We start from the raw sequence: 17,859 nt of genomic DNA, 5'->3' as shown, positions 1-17,859 counted from the left end.
AAAAAGTGGATGGGACAAAACTAGTTAAAAAGTAAAACCCCGTCAAATCAAGGATTGAATTTTCTTGATTTGACGGGGTTTTTTAATTGTTCTATACTTCAAATTCTGGCTTAACGGAGACTTTTGTCCCGTCCTCTTCAAACATAGGGTTTTACTTTTATAGTTATACTAATTCAATAACCACCATACCATCATCATTGACGGAGATCGGACCATTTGAATGCCATTCTCTACCTGTTGAGATAGGATGCGAATATAAGAAAATCTGGTTAGGGAAAATATAGAAAACAATATTTTCTTCTTCAATTAAGATTTGCTGTACATCCTCTTTTGTACCATTTTTAACTTCATAATCTGTCGTACCAAGCTTTGCGGTAACTTTATTCGTTAGTGGGAAAGGGGCATTTGTTTCAACCATATTCATTCCTCCTATAAGTTATAGTTGATTAATTCTAATCTCTAAATCCATCTTATATTCTATTTTGTAATTTGCAAACTATTCTGCTTGTGGAAGATAATAGCCGGTTTATATATAAAAAAACTGTATAATAGAAACCGTACTATAAATATAATTGTATGGTTAAGCTAAGGATGGAGAGATTACTTTGAATTTAAAATAATTAAGATATTTTTTGACAATCGTTGAAGAGGGTCAGATAACAGCTGCTGCCAAAAAGCTGCATATTGCCCAGCCACCTTTGAGCTATCAATTGAAATCGCTGGAAGAAGAATTAGGAGTTCAGTTAATGAAAAGAGGCTCAAGAAATATTACTTTAACTCCAGCAGGAAAATTACTTAAAGCACGAGCAGAGCAGATTTTTTCTTTGACCACATCTACAACAAGAGAGCTGGAATTATACAAAAAAGGAAACGCAGGAACCCTTTCTATTGGAACGATTTCCTCATCAAGTACTATTATTCCTGATGCTTCTATAGAAAAGTTTGCTAACCGATATCCGAATATACAATTTGATATCCACGAAGGAAATAGTTACGAAGTGATTGAAATGTTAGACAAGGGGATTATTGACGTGGGTATTGTGAGAACTCCATTTAGAAAAAGTAGATTAGCTGTACGGGATGCAAAAGTAGAACCTATTGTTGCGGTTTTCCCTAGAGGAAAAGTTATTGGAAAAAATAAAGATACAATCAGTTTAAAGGAATTAGAAAAAGAGCCTTTGATAATTTATAGAAGGTTTAATGCGTTACTTCATTCTGTTTTTGAAACAGAGCAGATCATACCGAATATTAGATGCAGAAATGATGATGCTCGTACAACATTAAACTGGACTAAAGCAGGATTGGGTATTGGAATTGTGCCATTATCTGCTTTATCTGTGTATGATAGAAAGACACTCCAGCATAAAGCGGTTGATACTAAAGAGTTAAATACACAAATGGCAGTGATATGGAAATCTGACCGTCAATATTCTGCTTTGACACTAGAATTTATAGAAGATTTCGCAAATTCAATTGAATCACTAAAATAATATAGAAGCCGCTTTACTATAATAATTTATATATGTATATAAATTATTTAAGTATTTGTTAGTCCTAGAACCATAGGATAAACTAAATAATGGAATTAAAAGTAAGGGATGATAAGGAGTCGAGCAGTTGATAAGATTATTAAAATATGCTAAAAAGAATCAAATATATGCTTATATAGGGGCTATATCAAAATTAATGGAAGCCGTTTTCGAATTATTTTTACCGATTTTCTTAGCAAGGTTGATTGACCGAGGAATTAATCAAGGGGATACAAGATATGTGTTGCAGATGGGCGGCATGATGCTGGTATTGTCGACTGTTGGTTTTGCTTTTGCAATGATCTGTCAGTATTTCTCGTCCATTGCTTCACAGGGATATGGAACAGAATTAAGAAATATTATGACGAAGAAAATCAATACATTTTCTCATAAAGAATTAGATGAATTCGGGACTGCTACCTTGATTACAAGGGTAACAAATGATGTTAATCAAATGCAGCTTGCTTTAGCAATGCTTATAAGATTAGTTATACGTGCCCCTTTTCTTAGTATTGGATCAATTATTATGGCTCTCTATATAAGTCCGAGATTATCTTTGATTTTTGCTGTGCTGCTTCCGGTGTTTACCGTGATGTTAGGATTTATTATGTGGATTACAATTCCCCTATACAAAAAGGTACAGGTACGGTTAGATGCTATGGCACAAACAGTAAGTGAAAATATGAGCGGTGTCAGAGTTATTAGAGCTTTTGCAAGGAAAGGACATGAATTAAATCGATCTAAAGAAAATAGTGAACAGCTATCAAGAGCTAATATTATCGTTAATAACTTATCAGCTTTAATGACACCGAGTACAACGTTAGTCATGAATATAGGGATTATGATTATTCTCTATATTGGTGCCGTACAAACAAATAATGGTGATTTGTTTCAGGGAGAAGTTCTGGCACTGATTAACTATATGAATCAAATGCTTTTAGCTTTAATTGTGGTTGCCAATTTAGTTGTAATCTTTACGAAGTCACAGGCTTCTGCTTCGAGGATTAATGAAGTTCTGGATACAACTGTAGCTATCAATAATCAATCTGACTCTAAGCAAATAGAAGTTTCGGCTGGATTTCAAGCAAAATCAGCTATACGATTTAATCATGTATCTTTTGATTACGGTAAGAAAGGTGTTAAAGCTCTGGACACGATAAATTTTTCTGTGCCGGTCGGAAGTGTTACTGGAATTACAGGACCTACTGGTAGCGGTAAGAGTTCTTTGGTTCAACTCATACCAAGATTCTATGATGTAACAGAAGGGGAAGTATTGGTTTTTAATCAGCAAGTAACGAAGTATGGATTAAAAACATTGCGAAACTTAATAGGGTATGTTCCGCAGAAAAATGTTCTTTTTAGAGGAACAATTGCAGAAAATTTAAGATGGGGAAAAGAATCAGCTACTGAAGAAGAATTATATGCAGCTTTAAGAATAGCACAAATGGATAGCTTTGTAAGAGAGCTGCCGTCAGGAATCCATTCAGCTGTTTCAGAAAATGGAAAAAATTTCTCTGGCGGTCAACAACAGCGATTGACGATTGCAAGAGCACTGGTATCTAAGCCTAAAATCATTATTCTAGATGATTCATTGAGTGCCTTGGACTATGAAACAGATTATAAATTAAGACGAGCCTTGAAAGAAATCAAAAATGCCAGCATTATTATTCTTTCTCAAAGAATCAGTTCAATTCAAACTGCAGACCAAATATTAGTAATGAATAATGGGGCAATCGAAAGCAGTGGAACGCATGGATCGCTATTACAGCAATCAGAAACTTATCAGAAGATTTATCAATCACAAACTGATCCAGAATCGATCATACTGAAGGAGGAAAAAGAATGAAGAATAAAACGATACGACCTTCAGATTTGAATCGATTATTGAGGTATTTAAAAAAGTATAAATTAACTGCTATTGCTGCTTTATTCTTTGGAGTTGTCTCTGGAGTGGGTACGGTTCTATCAACTTACTTGATTGGAACTGGTATTGATACTTTAGTAGGAGCTGGAGAAGTAAACTTCGATATACTGACTAGAATATTATTATGGTTAGGAACGGCATATCTCATTACTTTATTGTCTCAATGGCTAGTACGTGTTCTTGCAAATCAAGTTTCCTTTAAGGTTGTTAGAGACTTGCGTATGGATACGTTTAAAAAGTTGAATCAGTTACCGCTTAGCTTTTTTGATCAAACGGTTCATGGAAATGTAGTAAGTCGGTTTACGAATGACTTAGAGAGTTTATCAGAAGCATTAGTATTGATACTCAGCAACTTATTTACAGGAATTATTATTATCTTATCTGCTTTAGGGTTTATGCTTTACTTAAGTCCGGTGCTTACTCTGGTGGTTCTATCTGTTACACCACTATTTTTTCTGGTTGGATGGCTGGTTGCAAAGCATTCGCAAAAATATTTTTCCCAGCAGCAAAATGTTCTAGGAAATCTTTCGGGATATGCTTCTGAGATGATTACAGGACAAAAAGTTGTTAAGGCATTTAATTATGAGGAAAAAATGGAAGAAACATTTCAGGAAATGAACTTGGAATTATATAATTGGGGACAAAAAGCGCAGTTTGCATCTTCAATTACGAATCCTGCTAGTCGATTTATCGATCATGTTGCGTACCTTATGATTGGAGTCATCGGTGGTTTATTAGTGATTAATAATGTAGGAGCAGTAACTATTGGAACGATTTCAAGTTTTGTTATTTATTCTTCTCAATTCTCAAAACCATTTATAGAAATTTCTGGAATCATGACACAAGTCCAGACAGCTATTGCTGGGTTGAACAGAATATATAAAATTATTGATACACCAAATGAAGTGCCTGATACAAAAGAGGCAGTCGTAATGGAGAATCCACAAGGAAAGGTAGAATTCAAGAATGTTTCTTTCAGTTATGATCCGAATATTGACTTGATCAAGAATCTTTCAATATCAGTTGAAGCAGGAGAAACTGTTGCAATCGTTGGGCAAACTGGTGCAGGGAAATCTACATTGATCAACTTACTGATGAGATTTTATGAATTAGATGAAGGCACGATAGAAATAGATGGAAAAGACAGTACTAGGTATACGCGAGATAGTTTACGAAAAAGCTTTGGAATGGTTCTACAAGATACTTGGTTATTCGATGGATCAGTAAAAGATAATATTCGTTACGGGAAACCTGAGGCTTCAGATGAAGAAATCATTACTGCTGCGAAATCTGCTTATGCTCATTCTTTCATTGAACGACTGCCTAATGGCTATGATACAAAATTAGGTAACAAAGGTATATCACTTTCAACTGGACAACAACAGCTGCTAACGATTGCAAGAGTTATGCTTGCAGATCCTCCGATGCTGATTTTAGATGAAGCAACTAGTTCTGTAGATACATTAACCGAAGTTAGAATTCAAACAGCTTTTCTTAAAATGATGGAAGGGAGGACTAGCTTTGTAATTGCTCACAGACTTTCAACAATTAGAGAAGCTGATGTTATTTTAGTGATGGATCAGGGAACTGTAGTAGAAGTAGGGAATCATGATACTTTAATGCAGAAAAAAGGTTACTATCATCGTTTACATGAGTCTCAATTTAAATAAAATACAAAAAGTGAAACCAGTGATTTCTGGTTTCACTTTTTGTATGGAATTTATTGCTGTAAAAATTTGAAATCAATAAAATTGTATCTAAAGAAAAGCTAATAAATAGAAAAAGACTATTTTTAATTATCCAAGGAAGTTTTAATCGTTTTTATTTCTAAAATTGTATAATATTCTCCAATATCAGCAATGAAATCCATCATATTAAATTGTTCAGGTAAATTTAAAGTATATAAATCCTGACATATAGAAGTGCCATCTTCTAGATAAGAAATCGAATGATCTGTGGAAACGACTGTTACATGATATTGTTGGAAACAAGATTCTAAATATTGAATCGTTTCATTCCTGTTTTTATATTTCACTTCAAATTGCTTTGATTGCTCAAAACGAAATAAATTTTTGATAACCCTTAACACGAGCAGCATTATGATTGTGCCAGATAATGAAATAAAGTAATATCCCATTCCTACCGCAATACCCAAACTTGCTACTGCCCATATGGAAGCAGCAGTAGTCAATCCAGTCACACTTCGTTTACTAACAATAATCGAACCTGCACCTAAAAAGCCTATCCCGTTAATGATTTGGGCAGTCAATCTGGTAATATCTGTAGTTAGAACAGGTGGCAGATCAGTATTTTCTCTAGCAAAATCAAGAACCCATTCGCTCGCTTCTAACTGTGTTAATGTGATAACAGCTGCCCCAAGACTGACTAGCGTATGTGTGCGGATACCAGCATCTCTTCCTTTTAACTCTCTCTCATAACCAATAATACCACCTACAAAGGCAGCAAGAACTAATCTGATCAACATTTCCCAATATGTTTCAACCATAGGATTATCACCTCATATCTTATTAGTATTTATAATACAAGAAAACTAAGGAAAAGTTTAATAAATTGCAATATTTTGTCTTTTGAATGTTATTGCTTTTATATAATTTTTATGTCGGGTATACTTAAGGTGAATACATTAAATTGTATATTTTATTAAAATATGATAGAGCATATAAGTGAAATTCAAATAGAAAGGGCGGTTATGATGAGATTTTCTTTTATGAGAAAGCAAGGTGGGTCTCACCCTGAAGAAAAGAAAGAATGGACAAGACAATTACAAATTGAAGAAGCTACTGTCCCAAAAGTACTTATTTTTCCTGTCTCAATGCATATTGGAGCTCCCGCTAAACCTATTGTTGAAGTCGGAAATCAAGTAAAAGTAGGCGAGATGATTGCTGAAGCAGGAGGCTTTATTTCTGCAAATATTTATTCTTCTGTTTCTGGAGAAGTGATTGCAATTGAAAAAAGATCATCTGCCAGTGGAGATGTTGACTCGATTATTATAAAAAATGATTATGAGTACACTCAAGGTGAACCAATCATTGAACCAGGGAAGTCAAAAGAAATGTCGACTGATGATATTATAGAAACGGTTAGGAAAGCAGGAATCGTTGGAATGGGTGGAGCTACTTTTCCAACTGCGGTTAAACTAAGTCCTCCTCCTGGTATGACGATCGACACATTGATCGTTAATGGAGCAGAATGCGAACCTTACTCAACTTCAGATAATCGGGTTATGATAGAATACGCGGATGAGATTGTTGAAGGAATTCAAGTGATTCGAAAGCTGTTCCCTAAACTTAAGAAAGTATACATAGGGATCGAAGATAACAAGCCAGAAGCTTTAAAATCAATGAGAAAGGCAACAGAAGGAATGCGTAATATAGTAGTGCAACCTTTGAAGACTATGTATCCACAGGGATCTGAAAAAGGATTGATCCAAACGATGACTGGTCGAGAAGTACCTCCAGGAGGATTGCCGGCTGAGGTTAGATGCGTTGTTATGAATACTTCTACTATTCGAGCCTGTTATCGCGCTTGTGAATTTGGGGAACCATTAATTGAAAGAATTGTCTCAGTTTCAGGAACACCTATTACAAAACCTAAGAATTTACGAGTAAAGATTGGTACCCCGATGGACTCTCTGATTGAAGATTGTGGAGGATTTTCTGAAGTGCCTGGAAAAGTTCTCTCGGGAGGTCCTATGATGGGGAAACCCGTCTCTGATTTAGGTGTATCCATTATAAAGGGAACAACAGCTATCACAGTTTTGACTCCAGAAGAAGCTAACGAAGGCGAAGAAAAAGATTGTATAATGTGTTCGGAATGTCTTAATGTTTGTCCAGTTAGTTTGCAGCCTATTCTGATTAGTGATGCTTTTGATAGAGGAAATCTTCAGAAAGCAAAAGAACTTGGAGCAATGGATTGTATAGAGTGTGGAAACTGTTCTTTTATATGTCCTTCAAAAATCCCTCTACTGGACAATATTCGTGCTGCAAAAGCTGCTATTAAAGAACAGGAAGCAGGGTGATGAATTATGGCCCAGACAATGGATATTAAAGGAAAACTGAAGGTTGGACCATCCCCTCATATTCGTTCTAAGAGAACCTCTGCCTGGATTATGAGTCAAGTACTGATCGCACTCGTTCCGCCTTTGTTTGCAGCAACGTTCTTCTTTGGACTACGAGTTTTATTGATGGTTGCTGTGGGTGTCGGTACAGCTGTGCTAAGTGAGTATATTTATCAGAAATTTAGGTACCAGGAAGTGAAAATCAATGATTTAAGTGCATGTGTTACCGGGATGTTGATTGGACTTAGTCTGCCAGTAACTGCACCACTTTGGACTGTGGTAATTGGTTCTATATTTGCCATTATAGTTGTGAAGCAGTTGAATGGGGGCATTGGTAAAAATTATTTTAATCCAGCAGTAGCTGCAAGAGTTATGCTAAAAGCTTTCTTTTCCCCATGGATTACCAACTGGGTACTGCCGGGTGCATGGGGAGCAGATGTGATATCTGGCGCTACACCACTTGAGTTTATTGGAGATGGAGCTCAAACTGTTTCAGAACAGGTGCCTAAATTATGGAATTTATTTTTAGGAATCAATCTTGGTGGAAATGTTGGAGAAACATCTAAACTAGCAATTTTAATTGGTATGTTATATTTGATTTTTAGAAGAGTGATTCATCCTAAAATTCCTATACTATATATTTTGACTACAGTACTGATTATGGGGTTTTGGAGTGGCTTTAATTTCACTTTTATGATGACACATGCATTGACAGGAACACTGTTTTTTGCAGCTACTTATATGGCAACTGATTATAGTTCTGGATCATTAACACCTGCTGGAAAAACGGTTTTTGCTATTGGATGCGGAGTATTGACTGCTTTCTTCAGGATTGTTTTTGATTATCCGGGTGGGGTTGGATTTGCTATTCTAATCATGAATGGATGTGCTCCATTCATTGATGGAAAACTGATGCCGAGGATTTATGGACATAAAAGCCGTCCAAAAACAAAATATGACCGTCAAGGAGAATTGAATAGATAATTAAAGTTAAAAAAAGCATTTTGTTCTTATTTACTGATAAGAGCAAAATGCTTTTTAGTATACATGTCAAATGAAAGCATAAATAATAATTCCTGAAATACCAGAAAGAATCATGATTTGGATCGGACTTAGTTTGTACTTGCGCATTAAGAAAATTCCAATGATAAATAAAACAACTGATACAATTTTAAGTTGGTCCAACTGAAAAGGGAATTCACTGTGTCCAAACATAGCTGTCAGGAAGATTGTTAAACCAGCTGAAGCAATTAAAGCTACTACTGCCGGACGTAGTCCTTGAATAATTCCTTGAACCATTTTAATATTTTTATATTTAAAATAAAAGTAAGCTAACAAGAGAACAATAATAACTGAAGGCATCGTTACACCAATCGTAGCAATTACTCCCCCTAATACTCCTGTTATTTGGTTACCAGTGAATGTTGCGGCATTAATTGCAATCGGTCCGGGTGTCATTTCTGATAAAGTTAAGATATCAATAAATTGCTGATTTGTAATCCAGCCATTTACTTCAATTGTCTGCTGTTCAATCAATGGAAGTGCAGCGTATCCTCCACCAAAACTGAATAATCCAATTTGAAAAAAACTAAGGAACAATTTAATATAGATCATTATTTTTTATCCTCCTTAGTTGATTCATTTTTTAAGGTGATATAAGTAGTAATTGCACCAATAACTCCTGAGATTGAGAGTAACCATAAAATATTTACTTGTAGTATGATTCCAGCAATCAGAGCCAATATCATTACGATTATTGGAACAATTTTTTTCTGTTTAATAATGCGGGAAGCCATATTATATACAACATTAACGATAATAGCAGCTACACCAGCTTGCATTCCTAAAAGCATATTATTTACAATGGGATTAGTGCTTACAGCCATATATACGTATGCTAGTAGTGACATAATGACTAAAGGCGGTATGATCGTACCCAAAACAGTAACCAATGCTCCTAGTATGCCAGCCATTCTATATCCAACTAGAATAGAAGTGTTGACAGCAATTGGTCCAGGTGAAGATTGTCCTAACGCTATTAAGTCGAGCATTTCGTCTTCGGTGATCCATTTGAGTTCATTTACAAATTTTTTTTCCATTAGAGGAACAATGACGTATCCGCCACCAAAAGTGAACATACTCAAGAAAAATGTCGATTTAAAAAGCGTTTTATAAAGAGAAGCATTGTTTTTCATATTAAAGTCCTTTCTAAATCTGACTAAGATTATCTAACAGTATAACCGAAACAGAAAAATCTTTCAAAGTGAACCATTATTAAGAGAATTTAGAAAGCCTTTTGGATAAATCTAAGCAAATTTCAGGATAATTTATAATTGGGAAAGTATAATAGACATTGAATAGCTTATTGGTGTGATTAATTAATATATGTAAATAGTTTAGAATAATCAATATTTTTATATAACTTTTTCATGTACAATTAGTAAGAATATAATTTTAGAGTTTTAAAGGGATGAGAGAGAAATGACAAATATAAATTCAGAGAATCATTATGACTACCTTGTGATTGGTGGTGGAAGCGGCGGGATTGCCTCTGCTAATAGAGCAGGGATGCATGGAGCTAAAGTTGCTTTGATTGAAGCAAATTATCTAGGAGGAACTTGTGTCAATGTTGGATGTGTACCTAAAAAAGTAATGTGGTATGTTTCAGAAATGATGGAAGAGATTGGGCTATATGCTGAAGACTACGGAGTAGAAGCAGGACAGTCTCTGAAACTGAATTTTAAGCGTATGGTCAAAAACAGGCAGGATTATATTTCATACTTACACACTGCTTACAAAAAAGGGCTGGATAGTAATGGAGTCGAATTAATTAGAGGATATGCTAAATTTGCAGGTAAGAATGAAGTTGAAGTTGACGGTAAACTTTATTCTGCCGAACATATATTACTTGCAACAGGAGGCCAACCCAAACGTCCTGATATACCAGGCAGCGAATACGGTATTGATTCAAATGGGGTGTTTGAATTAACAGAGTTACCTAAACGTATTGCAATAGTAGGTGGGGGGTACATCGGAGTTGAAATGAGTGGTATTTTCCATTCTTTTAATTCAGATACTCATCAGTTTATTCGGAAACCAAAACCATTGTATGGATTTGATTCGATTATCTGTCAAGGATTTATGGAACTGGCAGAAAATGAAGGAAAACATGTTCATACGAATAAATCAGTTGCAGAAGTGAAAAAAAATGAAGATAATTCTTATACAATGTTTTTTGAAGACGGAACAATTCATGAAACGGATATGATCCTGTGGGCTACTGGACGCAAGCCAAATACAAGCAACTTAAATATTGAAGCAACAGATGTTAATGTATATCCAGATGGATACATTGAAGTTGACCAGTATCAGAACACGACTGCTTCTAACATCTATGCAGTGGGTGATGTTACAGGAAGAGTTGAACTGACGCCAGTAGCTATAGCAGCAGGAAGAAGGCTTTCGGAACGGCTATTTAATGGAAAAAAAGACTTATATCTTGACTATACAAATATTCCTTCCGTATTTTTCACTCATCCAGCAATTGGAACAGTGGGAATGACAGAAGAACAGGCAAATGATGAATATGGTAAAGAAAAAGTAAAAGTCTATCAATCTGTTTTCACTTCTATGCACAGCTCTATTACTAGAAATAAACAAAAAACTTATATGAAATTAGTCTGTGTTGGGGATGAAGAGAAGGTAGTAGGATTGCACGGAATAGGACGTGGAATGGACGAGATGCTGCAAGGATTTGCAGTAGCGATCAAATTGGGCGCAACCAAAGCTGACTTTGATAATACGGTAGCTATACATCCAACGGCAGCTGAAGAGTTCGTCACCATGAGATAATTACTTGAGAAGAGGAGCTCTTTTAAAGCTCCTCTTTTTATGTAAGCTTTTTCAATTTTGCTTTTAAAGCAATCTAATAATATATTGAGCGGATATAATTAGATTATAAGCATTAAAATACGAACGATAAAAAATATTTTTAGTTAAATGTTCAATTTTTAGGTTGCTTTTTAAATTTCCCCATACTATAATTAAGGCTGAATCTATAAATGATACGTCTAATATAGTTTAGCGATATGGGCTAACGTTTCTACCAATCACCTTAAAAGATTGACTATTGGACCTAATAAAGAATGCTAAAGTTGCAGGATTTTTTTGGGTTTTAAAGGTTTTTAAGGATGAGCTGACTCATCCTTTTTTATATGCACTTATATATAGTTTAATGTAATGTAACTTTTAGTGTGGGGATATTGTTAGTTTTATAGAAGCTGAAACATTGGAATGTATTTACTTACTTTTTCATTTTATAGAAGAAAACATTTTGAAAGAGGGTTTAACCATTGTTTGAAAAATATTTTCAACTGAAAGAAAATAATACCAATATTGGGACAGAAATTGCAGCTGGAGTAACAACATTTTTTGCAATGTCTTATATTGTTTTTGTGAATCCCCAGATCTTATCTCTAACTGGAATGCCATCACAGGCAGTATTTTTGGCTACGATTATTTCCTCAGCCATTGGTACACTGATTATGGGGATTTATGCAAAAGTTCCTTATGCACAAGCACCAGGTATGGGACTTAATGCATTTTTCACCTATACGGTAGTTTTTGCTTTAGGATTTACTTGGCAGGAAGCTTTAATGATGGTTTTCATTTGTGGAATCGTGAATATTATTATTACAATGACAAGTATTCGTAAAATGATTATTCATTCAATTCCAGAAACACTACAACATGCCATTGGTGGTGGAATAGGTGTTTTTATTGCTTATATAGGTTTGAAGAATGCTAATTTCTTGGAATTTACTTCTGAAGCTAAAGATATCGTGTCGGTTAACAACGGATCGTTTGATGCTGTTAATGAGACATATGAAGGAGGATTAAGTACTGTCGTAACTGGTGGCGGTATTATACCAGACTTAACAACTTTTACAAGTTCAGCGGTGCTATTAGCACTATTTGGTCTTATTATAACGGTTATTTTACTGGTTGCTAATGTAAAAGGTGCTATTCTGATTGGTATTGTTGCAACGACTTTAGTAGGAATACCTATGGGTGTAACAGATTTGTCTGGTTTGACTAATCCAGCTAACTCAATAGGAGCAGCATTTTCTGACTTGGGAACAACTTTTGGAGCAGCATTTAGTTCAGAAGGTCTAGGTTCTTTACTAGCAGATCCTTCACGATATGCACTAGTGTTTATTACTGTATTTGCTTTTACACTAACAGATATTTTCGATACGATAGGTACTTTTATCGGAACAGGGCGTAAAACAGGTATTTTTACGCTTGATGATGAAAAAGCGATGGATCAAGGTAAAGGAATCAATACTAAAATGGAAAAGGCTCTATTTGCAGATGCTATTGCTACGACGGCGGGGGCTGTTTTTGGAACTTCAAACGTAACAACTTTTGTAGAAAGTACTGCAGGAATTGGTGCAGGTGGACGTACTGGTTTAACTAGTGTTACTACGGGGATATTATTTTTGCTAGCAGCGATCTTTTCCCCAGTAATTGCTGTAGTTCCTGGAGCAGCAACAGCTCCGGCGTTGATTGTAGTTGGGATTATGATGATGTCTGCTTTTGGCGAAATTAATTGGAATGATCTTGAAGAAGCAGTACCAGCATTTTTTGCTTCTATCTTTATGGCGTTTGCTTATAGTATTTCTTATGGTATTGCGGCTGGTTTTGTATTTTATATTATTACAAAAGTCGTAAAACGCAAAGCCAAACAAATTCATCCAGTAATCTGGGTTACGGCAGGTCTTTTTATTGTAAACTTTATTGTTATGGCAATGCTTCACGTTTAAATTAAAGAATGTAAAAAAGCTTACTCTCAATTAGTCCAGCAGAATGGATAAGAAGAGAGTAGGCTTTTATTATTTATTATATAATTTATTCATATCTTAATGCTTCGATAGGATCCAATCTTGCTGCTTTTCTAGCAGGATAGATTCCAAAGAAAACACCGACTGCTGTAGAAAATAGTAAGACTAAAACGACACTACCTAATGTAATGTCAGGCACAATATCAAGTGCACCTGCAATAATATTTGAAAGTAAGATACCAAGTGTTAACCCTATGACTCCCCCAATTAGACTTAAAATCACAGATTCCATCAAAAATTGAGCAAGAATTGTATTCGTTGTAGCGCCTAATGCTTTTCTTGTACCGATTTCTCTCGTACGTTCTGTAACAGATACAAGCATAATATTCATTACACCAATGCCTCCAACGAGTAAAGCAATACCTGCAACGGCTGCAATAAAGTTTATGAATAGACCTAATACATTGTTGACTTGATCTAAGGCTTGCAAAAAGTTTGTTGCCGTATAGATATTATCTCCTACAGCATTATTTCGAAGTTCAAGCAATCGTACCATCTGATCTGATACAGGTTCAATCTGATCAGTTTCTTCAACTTCAACAGTAGCTGAACTCATTCCTGAAAATTGTGGAATTTCGTTTCCGAGCGTAGAGTTTGGTAGCGCAAGAAAAACAGGTAATTCACTTGTATCAAATGCTCCTTGCATATCTCCAAATCGGCCTTCAAGAATTCCGACTACTCTTAGATTTAAAGAAGTTTGGGCAATAGTTACTTTGACATTTTCTCCTACAACATCTGTACGCCCAAATAACGCTTCTGCTGTATCTTCATCTATTACCACAACATCTGCAGATTCATCAAAATCATTCTGATTGAAGTAACGACCTTCTATTAATGTCGAGCTCATTGCTTGACTGACATATTGCAAATCTGGAGTACCGTATGATATGATTGCTTGTCTTGATTCATCATCTGAACTTACCGTACCTTGTGTCTGTTCATCTGGAGAAATATATCGAATTTCATCTATTGATTCCTTCAATACATTCAGATCTTCATTGGATAGAGCATCACCACTCTGTTCTGAATCATCTGCACTCAAACTGATTGTCGTAGCACCTAAATCACTGAAAGTACCTGTGATTTCACTGGCCGCACCATTACCAACTGCTAAAATAGCGATTACGGATGCGATTCCTATGATGATGCCAAGCATTGTTAAAAATGAACGCATTTTATTTGCAAAAATACTATCTAAAGCCATTTTTAGATTTTCTTTAAAAAACACTAGCGCACCTCCGTTTTAGATAAACGTTTTGGTACTAAGTATTCATCTTTTTGTAGGGCGCCATCTCTAAAGTGAATAGTTCTCTTTGTATATTCTGCCATTTCTGGTTCATGCGTTACCATGACGATTGTTGTTCCTTCGTCATTCAGATCCTGGAAAATTCGCATAATATCTTCAGTAGTTTTAGAATCAAGGTTCCCAGTTGGTTCATCTGCCATTAAAACGGAAGGGCGATTAACGATTGCTCGAGCTATAGCTACACGCTGTTTTTGTCCACCGGATATTTCGTTTGTCAAATGATTCAATCGGTCTCCTAACCCTACTTTTTCTAAGGCTTCAACTGCCCGCTCTTTTCGTTCTTTTCTTGGGACTTTTCCATAGACCAGAGGAAGCATGACATTTTCTAAAACGTTCATACGTGCCATAAGATTAAATGATTGAAAAACAAATCCAATCTCTTTATTTCTTATATGTGCCCGTTCTGTATCCGAAATACTGGATACATCGGTTCCGTTAAGAAAATATTGGCCACTATCAAATCGATCAAGCAAACCAAGTATATTCATTAAAGTTGATTTCCCAGATCCGCTTGGCCCCATAATTGAGGTGAATTCTCCTTCTTGAATAGACAAAGAAACCTTGTTTAACGCTGTTAAGGTTTCACCACCCATTCGATATATTTTTTCTATATCTGTAATTTCAATCACGAGAATACCTCCTTTTAGTTTTCTACTTCCACTTGAGTCTGATCTGAAATTTCATCACTTGGCGAAAGAATGACTTGATCTCCATTAGATAATCCATTTGTTACTTCAATAATTGTATTTGACTGAATGCCTGTTTCAATATCTGCTCTAGTAGCTATATCGTTGTCATCAATAGTGTAGACATAAGGCGTATTATCGTCATCATAATTTAAGGCTTCAATAGGAATGATCAAGGTTTGATCAGCAGAAGCAATCGTAATATCGGCATCGATCTCAAATCCAGCTATTAGGCCTTGTGGCTCATCATCAAAAGTTATGACTGCTCCGAGAGAACTTGAAGAACCAGTCTGGGTTTGCTGCTCTGTCGCAACCGGATCAATACTAGAGACGGTACCGTCATATTCCGTATCATTGTAAGTCAGTTTAACTGGTTGGTCAACTTCGACTTGAGTAGCATCAGAGCGCGACAGCTGTATATCTACTTCTAAATTATTCAAGTCAGATAAAATGATGGAGGGCTGTCCTTGTTGTGCGTTAGTATCGGGTTCTTCTTCTGCAACATTTACTTCTGTGATTGTTCCGTTAAAGTTAGCCGAATATTCTGTACCATCTATATAAGTGATTAACGTGTCACCTTCATTTACTGAGTCCCCTACTGCAACATTTAATTCTGAAACAATCCCTTGTCCTGATATTTCTTGAGTTTCAGAAGGTACGATTGTTCCATTAGATGAAACTACTTCAGTCACAGCATCTTCGGAAACAGTTGCAGTTCTAACGGTTGGTAATTGTTCGCTTTGAGAACTACTCCAGACACTATATCCAATAAAAATAATAACCGCCAGTACTATGACAACTCCTGTCCATTTTTTCCAATTCATTTACATGGCTTCCTTCCTGTATATTGATACAATTTTTTCATGTTTTAAGTATACCTTTAGAAATACTGGAATTCTATAAAGAAAGCTTAAATTTCTGAGAGCAAATAAGTGTTTTCAGAAAATGTAGTTTTATGTTATAAAAAGGGAAAAATCAGTTACATGCAGGAATAATTTCAGATAGTTCAAGGCAAGGATCAATGTGTGTTAAAATAATATATAAAGATCAACGGCTGAATATGAAACGGGGGAAATATAATGAAACAGAAAATATTTGTAATAGGAGATATACATGGTCAAATTACTATGTTTAAAAAGCTCCTTGAAAATTGGAATCCAGAAGAAGAACAGTTATTAATGATAGGAGACCTTGGAGATCGTGGGGAAGATCCAAGAGCTTGTTTTGAATTAGCCAAAGAACTAGTGGAAGAACATAATGCAATTTGTCTTAGGGGAAACCATGAAGAGATGCTGCTTGATTTTATGAATAATCCTAAAAATAATGCAGCAATCTACGAAATGAATGGCGGAATGGTAACTATAAACTCATTTTTAAAATCTGATCATACTATTTACGATGCGTATGAACTAGCTGCTGCTTTACAAAGCAAAGCACCTTGGCTCAAACAGTTTATTGAAAAGTTACCTCTAAAGTATGAATGGGGAAATATCTTGTTTGTACATGCAGGAGTAAATCTTAGAGTCGATAACTGGGAGAAGACTAGCGATAATGATTTTGTCTGGATAAGAGAAGGATTTTATGACCAACCGAATACGACTGGGAAAACGATTGTATTCGGCCATACAGTTACAGCAATGTTACATGAAAATCACTCTGATACTTCGATCTGGAAAACAGAAGATGGTAAAATCGGCATTGACGGAGGAGCAGTTTATGGAGGGGCTCTTCACGGGATTGTGCTAGATCAGGAAGGAATCGTTAAGCAATACAGTGTAGATAATACCGGATATGCGTTTAACGATCTTTTACGGAAGGATTAAAACTGCGTAATGAAAATAGGAATGGTATCTGACTTGCATATAGATATTAATGAAAAAGCATTGAATGAAGGAGAAACGGTTGATCTTTTACTTGCTCAATTTATTGAAGATAAACAGATAGAAATATTGCTGATTGCTGGAGATATTTCTAATAATTATATAAAAAGTCAGCAATTTATAGAAAAATTGAAGAAAAGATCGGGTATACGTGTTTATTTTGTGCCGGGAAATCATGATTACTGGTCTAAAGAACATAATGTAAACCTAGATAATTCATACTTTTGCTTGAATCGTGGAAACACTGCCTAATGGCAGGCACTATGATACTTTTATTGTTTCACCTGTTAAGTGATGAAAAAAGAACTCCATTCTGATATAGTAAAGGTGTCGAAACCAACCATAAGAAAAGGAGTTCTTCTAATGACTAGCTTACACAAAAAACAGATTAAATTCAATTCTAACATTACCATTTCGCATACAGGTGGACGCTTATCTAGTGATTCCGGTTTGGTCTTAGTTAAAGAACTAATGAATACCTTTGGTTTCTCTGATTTAGCTAAACGACTACTTCACTTAAAAGAAAATCGTGCTTACTTCATACATGATAATC

The 17,859-nt window shown here is 35.4% G+C and carries 17 protein-coding genes and 1 riboswitch; of the genes, 10 read left to right on the top strand and 7 right to left on the bottom strand.

Features of this window, described 5'->3' with window-relative positions; all coding sequences use genetic code 11:
- Positions 1-163 precede the first annotated feature (163 nt).
- Complete coding sequence (locus BM212_RS09670) at positions 164-418, bottom strand: hypothetical protein (RefSeq protein ID WP_072694247.1); 255 nt, start codon at positions 416-418, stop codon at positions 164-166.
- A 214-nt stretch (positions 419-632) separates the two neighbouring features.
- Here BM212_RS09670 and BM212_RS09665 point away from each other — a divergent pair, with 214 nt between their 5' ends.
- From BM212_RS09665 to BM212_RS09655, 3 genes are all read left to right on the top strand, one after another.
- Entirely contained in the window at positions 633-1,490 is an 858-nt protein-coding gene (locus tag BM212_RS09665; protein ID WP_218149708.1) for a LysR family transcriptional regulator, read from the top strand.
- Between the two features lie 127 nt (positions 1,491-1,617).
- Complete coding sequence (locus tag BM212_RS09660) at positions 1,618-3,375, top strand: ABC transporter ATP-binding protein (RefSeq protein ID WP_091898296.1); 1,758 nt, start codon at positions 1,618-1,620, stop codon at positions 3,373-3,375.
- A complete protein-coding gene (locus tag BM212_RS09655; RefSeq protein ID WP_072694250.1) occupies positions 3,372-5,123 on the top strand; it encodes an ABC transporter ATP-binding protein in 1,752 nt (583 codons plus the stop codon). The genes BM212_RS09660 and BM212_RS09655 overlap by 4 nt, the downstream gene beginning before the upstream one ends.
- A gap of 122 nt (positions 5,124-5,245) precedes the next feature.
- Here the strand turns inward: BM212_RS09655 and BM212_RS09650 are convergent, their stop codons facing one another.
- Positions 5,246-5,959, bottom strand: coding sequence for an MgtC/SapB family protein (locus tag BM212_RS09650; RefSeq protein ID WP_072694251.1), 714 nt, complete (start codon positions 5,957-5,959; stop codon positions 5,246-5,248).
- A 222-nt stretch (positions 5,960-6,181) separates the two neighbouring features.
- Between BM212_RS09650 and rsxC the strand changes: the two genes are divergently transcribed.
- The gene (gene rsxC / locus BM212_RS09645) at positions 6,182-7,492 is read left to right on the top strand and encodes an electron transport complex subunit RsxC (RefSeq protein WP_232226932.1); all 1,311 of its coding nucleotides are present in this window, start codon (positions 6,182-6,184) and stop codon (positions 7,490-7,492) included.
- A gap of 6 nt (positions 7,493-7,498) precedes the next feature.
- Positions 7,499-8,515, top strand: a complete 1,017-nt coding sequence (locus BM212_RS09640) for an RnfABCDGE type electron transport complex subunit D (RefSeq protein WP_072694252.1) — start codon at positions 7,499-7,501, stop codon at positions 8,513-8,515.
- A gap of 66 nt (positions 8,516-8,581) precedes the next feature.
- On the opposite strand, the gene BM212_RS09635 is transcribed toward BM212_RS09640, so the two are convergent.
- Both BM212_RS09635 and BM212_RS09630 read right to left on the bottom strand, forming a co-directional pair.
- On the bottom strand, positions 8,582-9,145 hold the full coding sequence (locus tag BM212_RS09635; RefSeq protein WP_072694253.1) for a chromate transporter: 564 nt from the start codon (positions 9,143-9,145) through the stop codon (positions 8,582-8,584).
- A complete protein-coding gene (locus BM212_RS09630) occupies positions 9,145-9,726 on the bottom strand; it encodes a chromate transporter (protein WP_072694254.1) in 582 nt (193 codons plus the stop codon). Before BM212_RS09630 ends, BM212_RS09635 begins: the two co-directional genes overlap by 1 nt.
- Before the next feature lie 286 nt (positions 9,727-10,012).
- On the opposite strand from BM212_RS09630, the gene gor reads away from it, so the two are divergent.
- Both gor and BM212_RS09620 read left to right on the top strand, forming a co-directional pair.
- On the top strand, positions 10,013-11,383 hold the full coding sequence (gor, locus tag BM212_RS09625) for a glutathione-disulfide reductase (RefSeq protein ID WP_091898294.1): 1,371 nt from the start codon (positions 10,013-10,015) through the stop codon (positions 11,381-11,383).
- A 199-nt stretch (positions 11,384-11,582) separates the two neighbouring features.
- Positions 11,583-11,680, top strand: a riboswitch (purine riboswitch).
- Positions 11,681-11,883: 203 nt separating this feature from the next.
- Positions 11,884-13,356 (top strand): NCS2 family permease, encoded by a 1,473-nt coding sequence (locus BM212_RS09620; RefSeq protein ID WP_072694256.1) that lies wholly within the window; start codon positions 11,884-11,886, stop codon positions 13,354-13,356.
- 85 nt (positions 13,357-13,441) lie between these two features.
- Here the strand turns inward: BM212_RS09620 and BM212_RS09615 are convergent, their stop codons facing one another.
- The 3 genes from BM212_RS09615 to BM212_RS09605 are packed head-to-tail and all read right to left on the bottom strand — an operon-like array spanning position 13,442 to position 16,250.
- Complete coding sequence (locus BM212_RS09615) at positions 13,442-14,662, bottom strand: ABC transporter permease (RefSeq protein ID WP_091898292.1); 1,221 nt, start codon at positions 14,660-14,662, stop codon at positions 13,442-13,444.
- Positions 14,662-15,369: an ABC transporter ATP-binding protein gene (locus tag BM212_RS09610; protein WP_091898290.1), complete on the bottom strand. Its 708-nt coding sequence runs from the start codon at positions 15,367-15,369 to the stop codon at positions 14,662-14,664. The genes BM212_RS09615 and BM212_RS09610 overlap by 1 nt, the downstream gene beginning before the upstream one ends.
- A gap of 14 nt (positions 15,370-15,383) precedes the next feature.
- Positions 15,384-16,250: an efflux RND transporter periplasmic adaptor subunit gene (locus tag BM212_RS09605; RefSeq protein ID WP_091898288.1), complete on the bottom strand. Its 867-nt coding sequence runs from the start codon at positions 16,248-16,250 to the stop codon at positions 15,384-15,386.
- Between the two features lie 255 nt (positions 16,251-16,505).
- Here BM212_RS09605 and BM212_RS09600 point away from each other — a divergent pair, with 255 nt between their 5' ends.
- The 3 genes from BM212_RS09600 to BM212_RS09590 form a co-directional block, all read left to right on the top strand.
- Positions 16,506-17,249 carry a metallophosphoesterase family protein gene (locus BM212_RS09600; protein WP_091898286.1) on the top strand — a complete coding sequence of 248 codons (744 nt, stop codon included), beginning with the start codon at positions 16,506-16,508 and terminating at the stop codon, positions 17,247-17,249.
- 9 nt (positions 17,250-17,258) lie between these two features.
- Complete coding sequence (locus BM212_RS09595) at positions 17,259-17,558, top strand: metallophosphoesterase (protein ID WP_091898284.1); 300 nt, start codon at positions 17,259-17,261, stop codon at positions 17,556-17,558.
- Positions 17,559-17,669: 111 nt separating this feature from the next.
- Positions 17,670-17,859, top strand: a 190-nt coding sequence (locus BM212_RS09590; protein WP_177206372.1) for a transposase, incomplete at its 3' end; no start/stop codon positions are given.

It is taken from the genome of Marinilactibacillus piezotolerans (genome assembly GCF_900114235.1).
GTDB classification, from domain to species: Bacteria; Bacillota; Bacilli; order Lactobacillales; family Carnobacteriaceae_A; genus Marinilactibacillus; species Marinilactibacillus piezotolerans.
The sequence above is the reverse complement of the archived record's forward strand: the minus strand, read 5'-3'. Positions and strand labels throughout refer to the sequence as shown.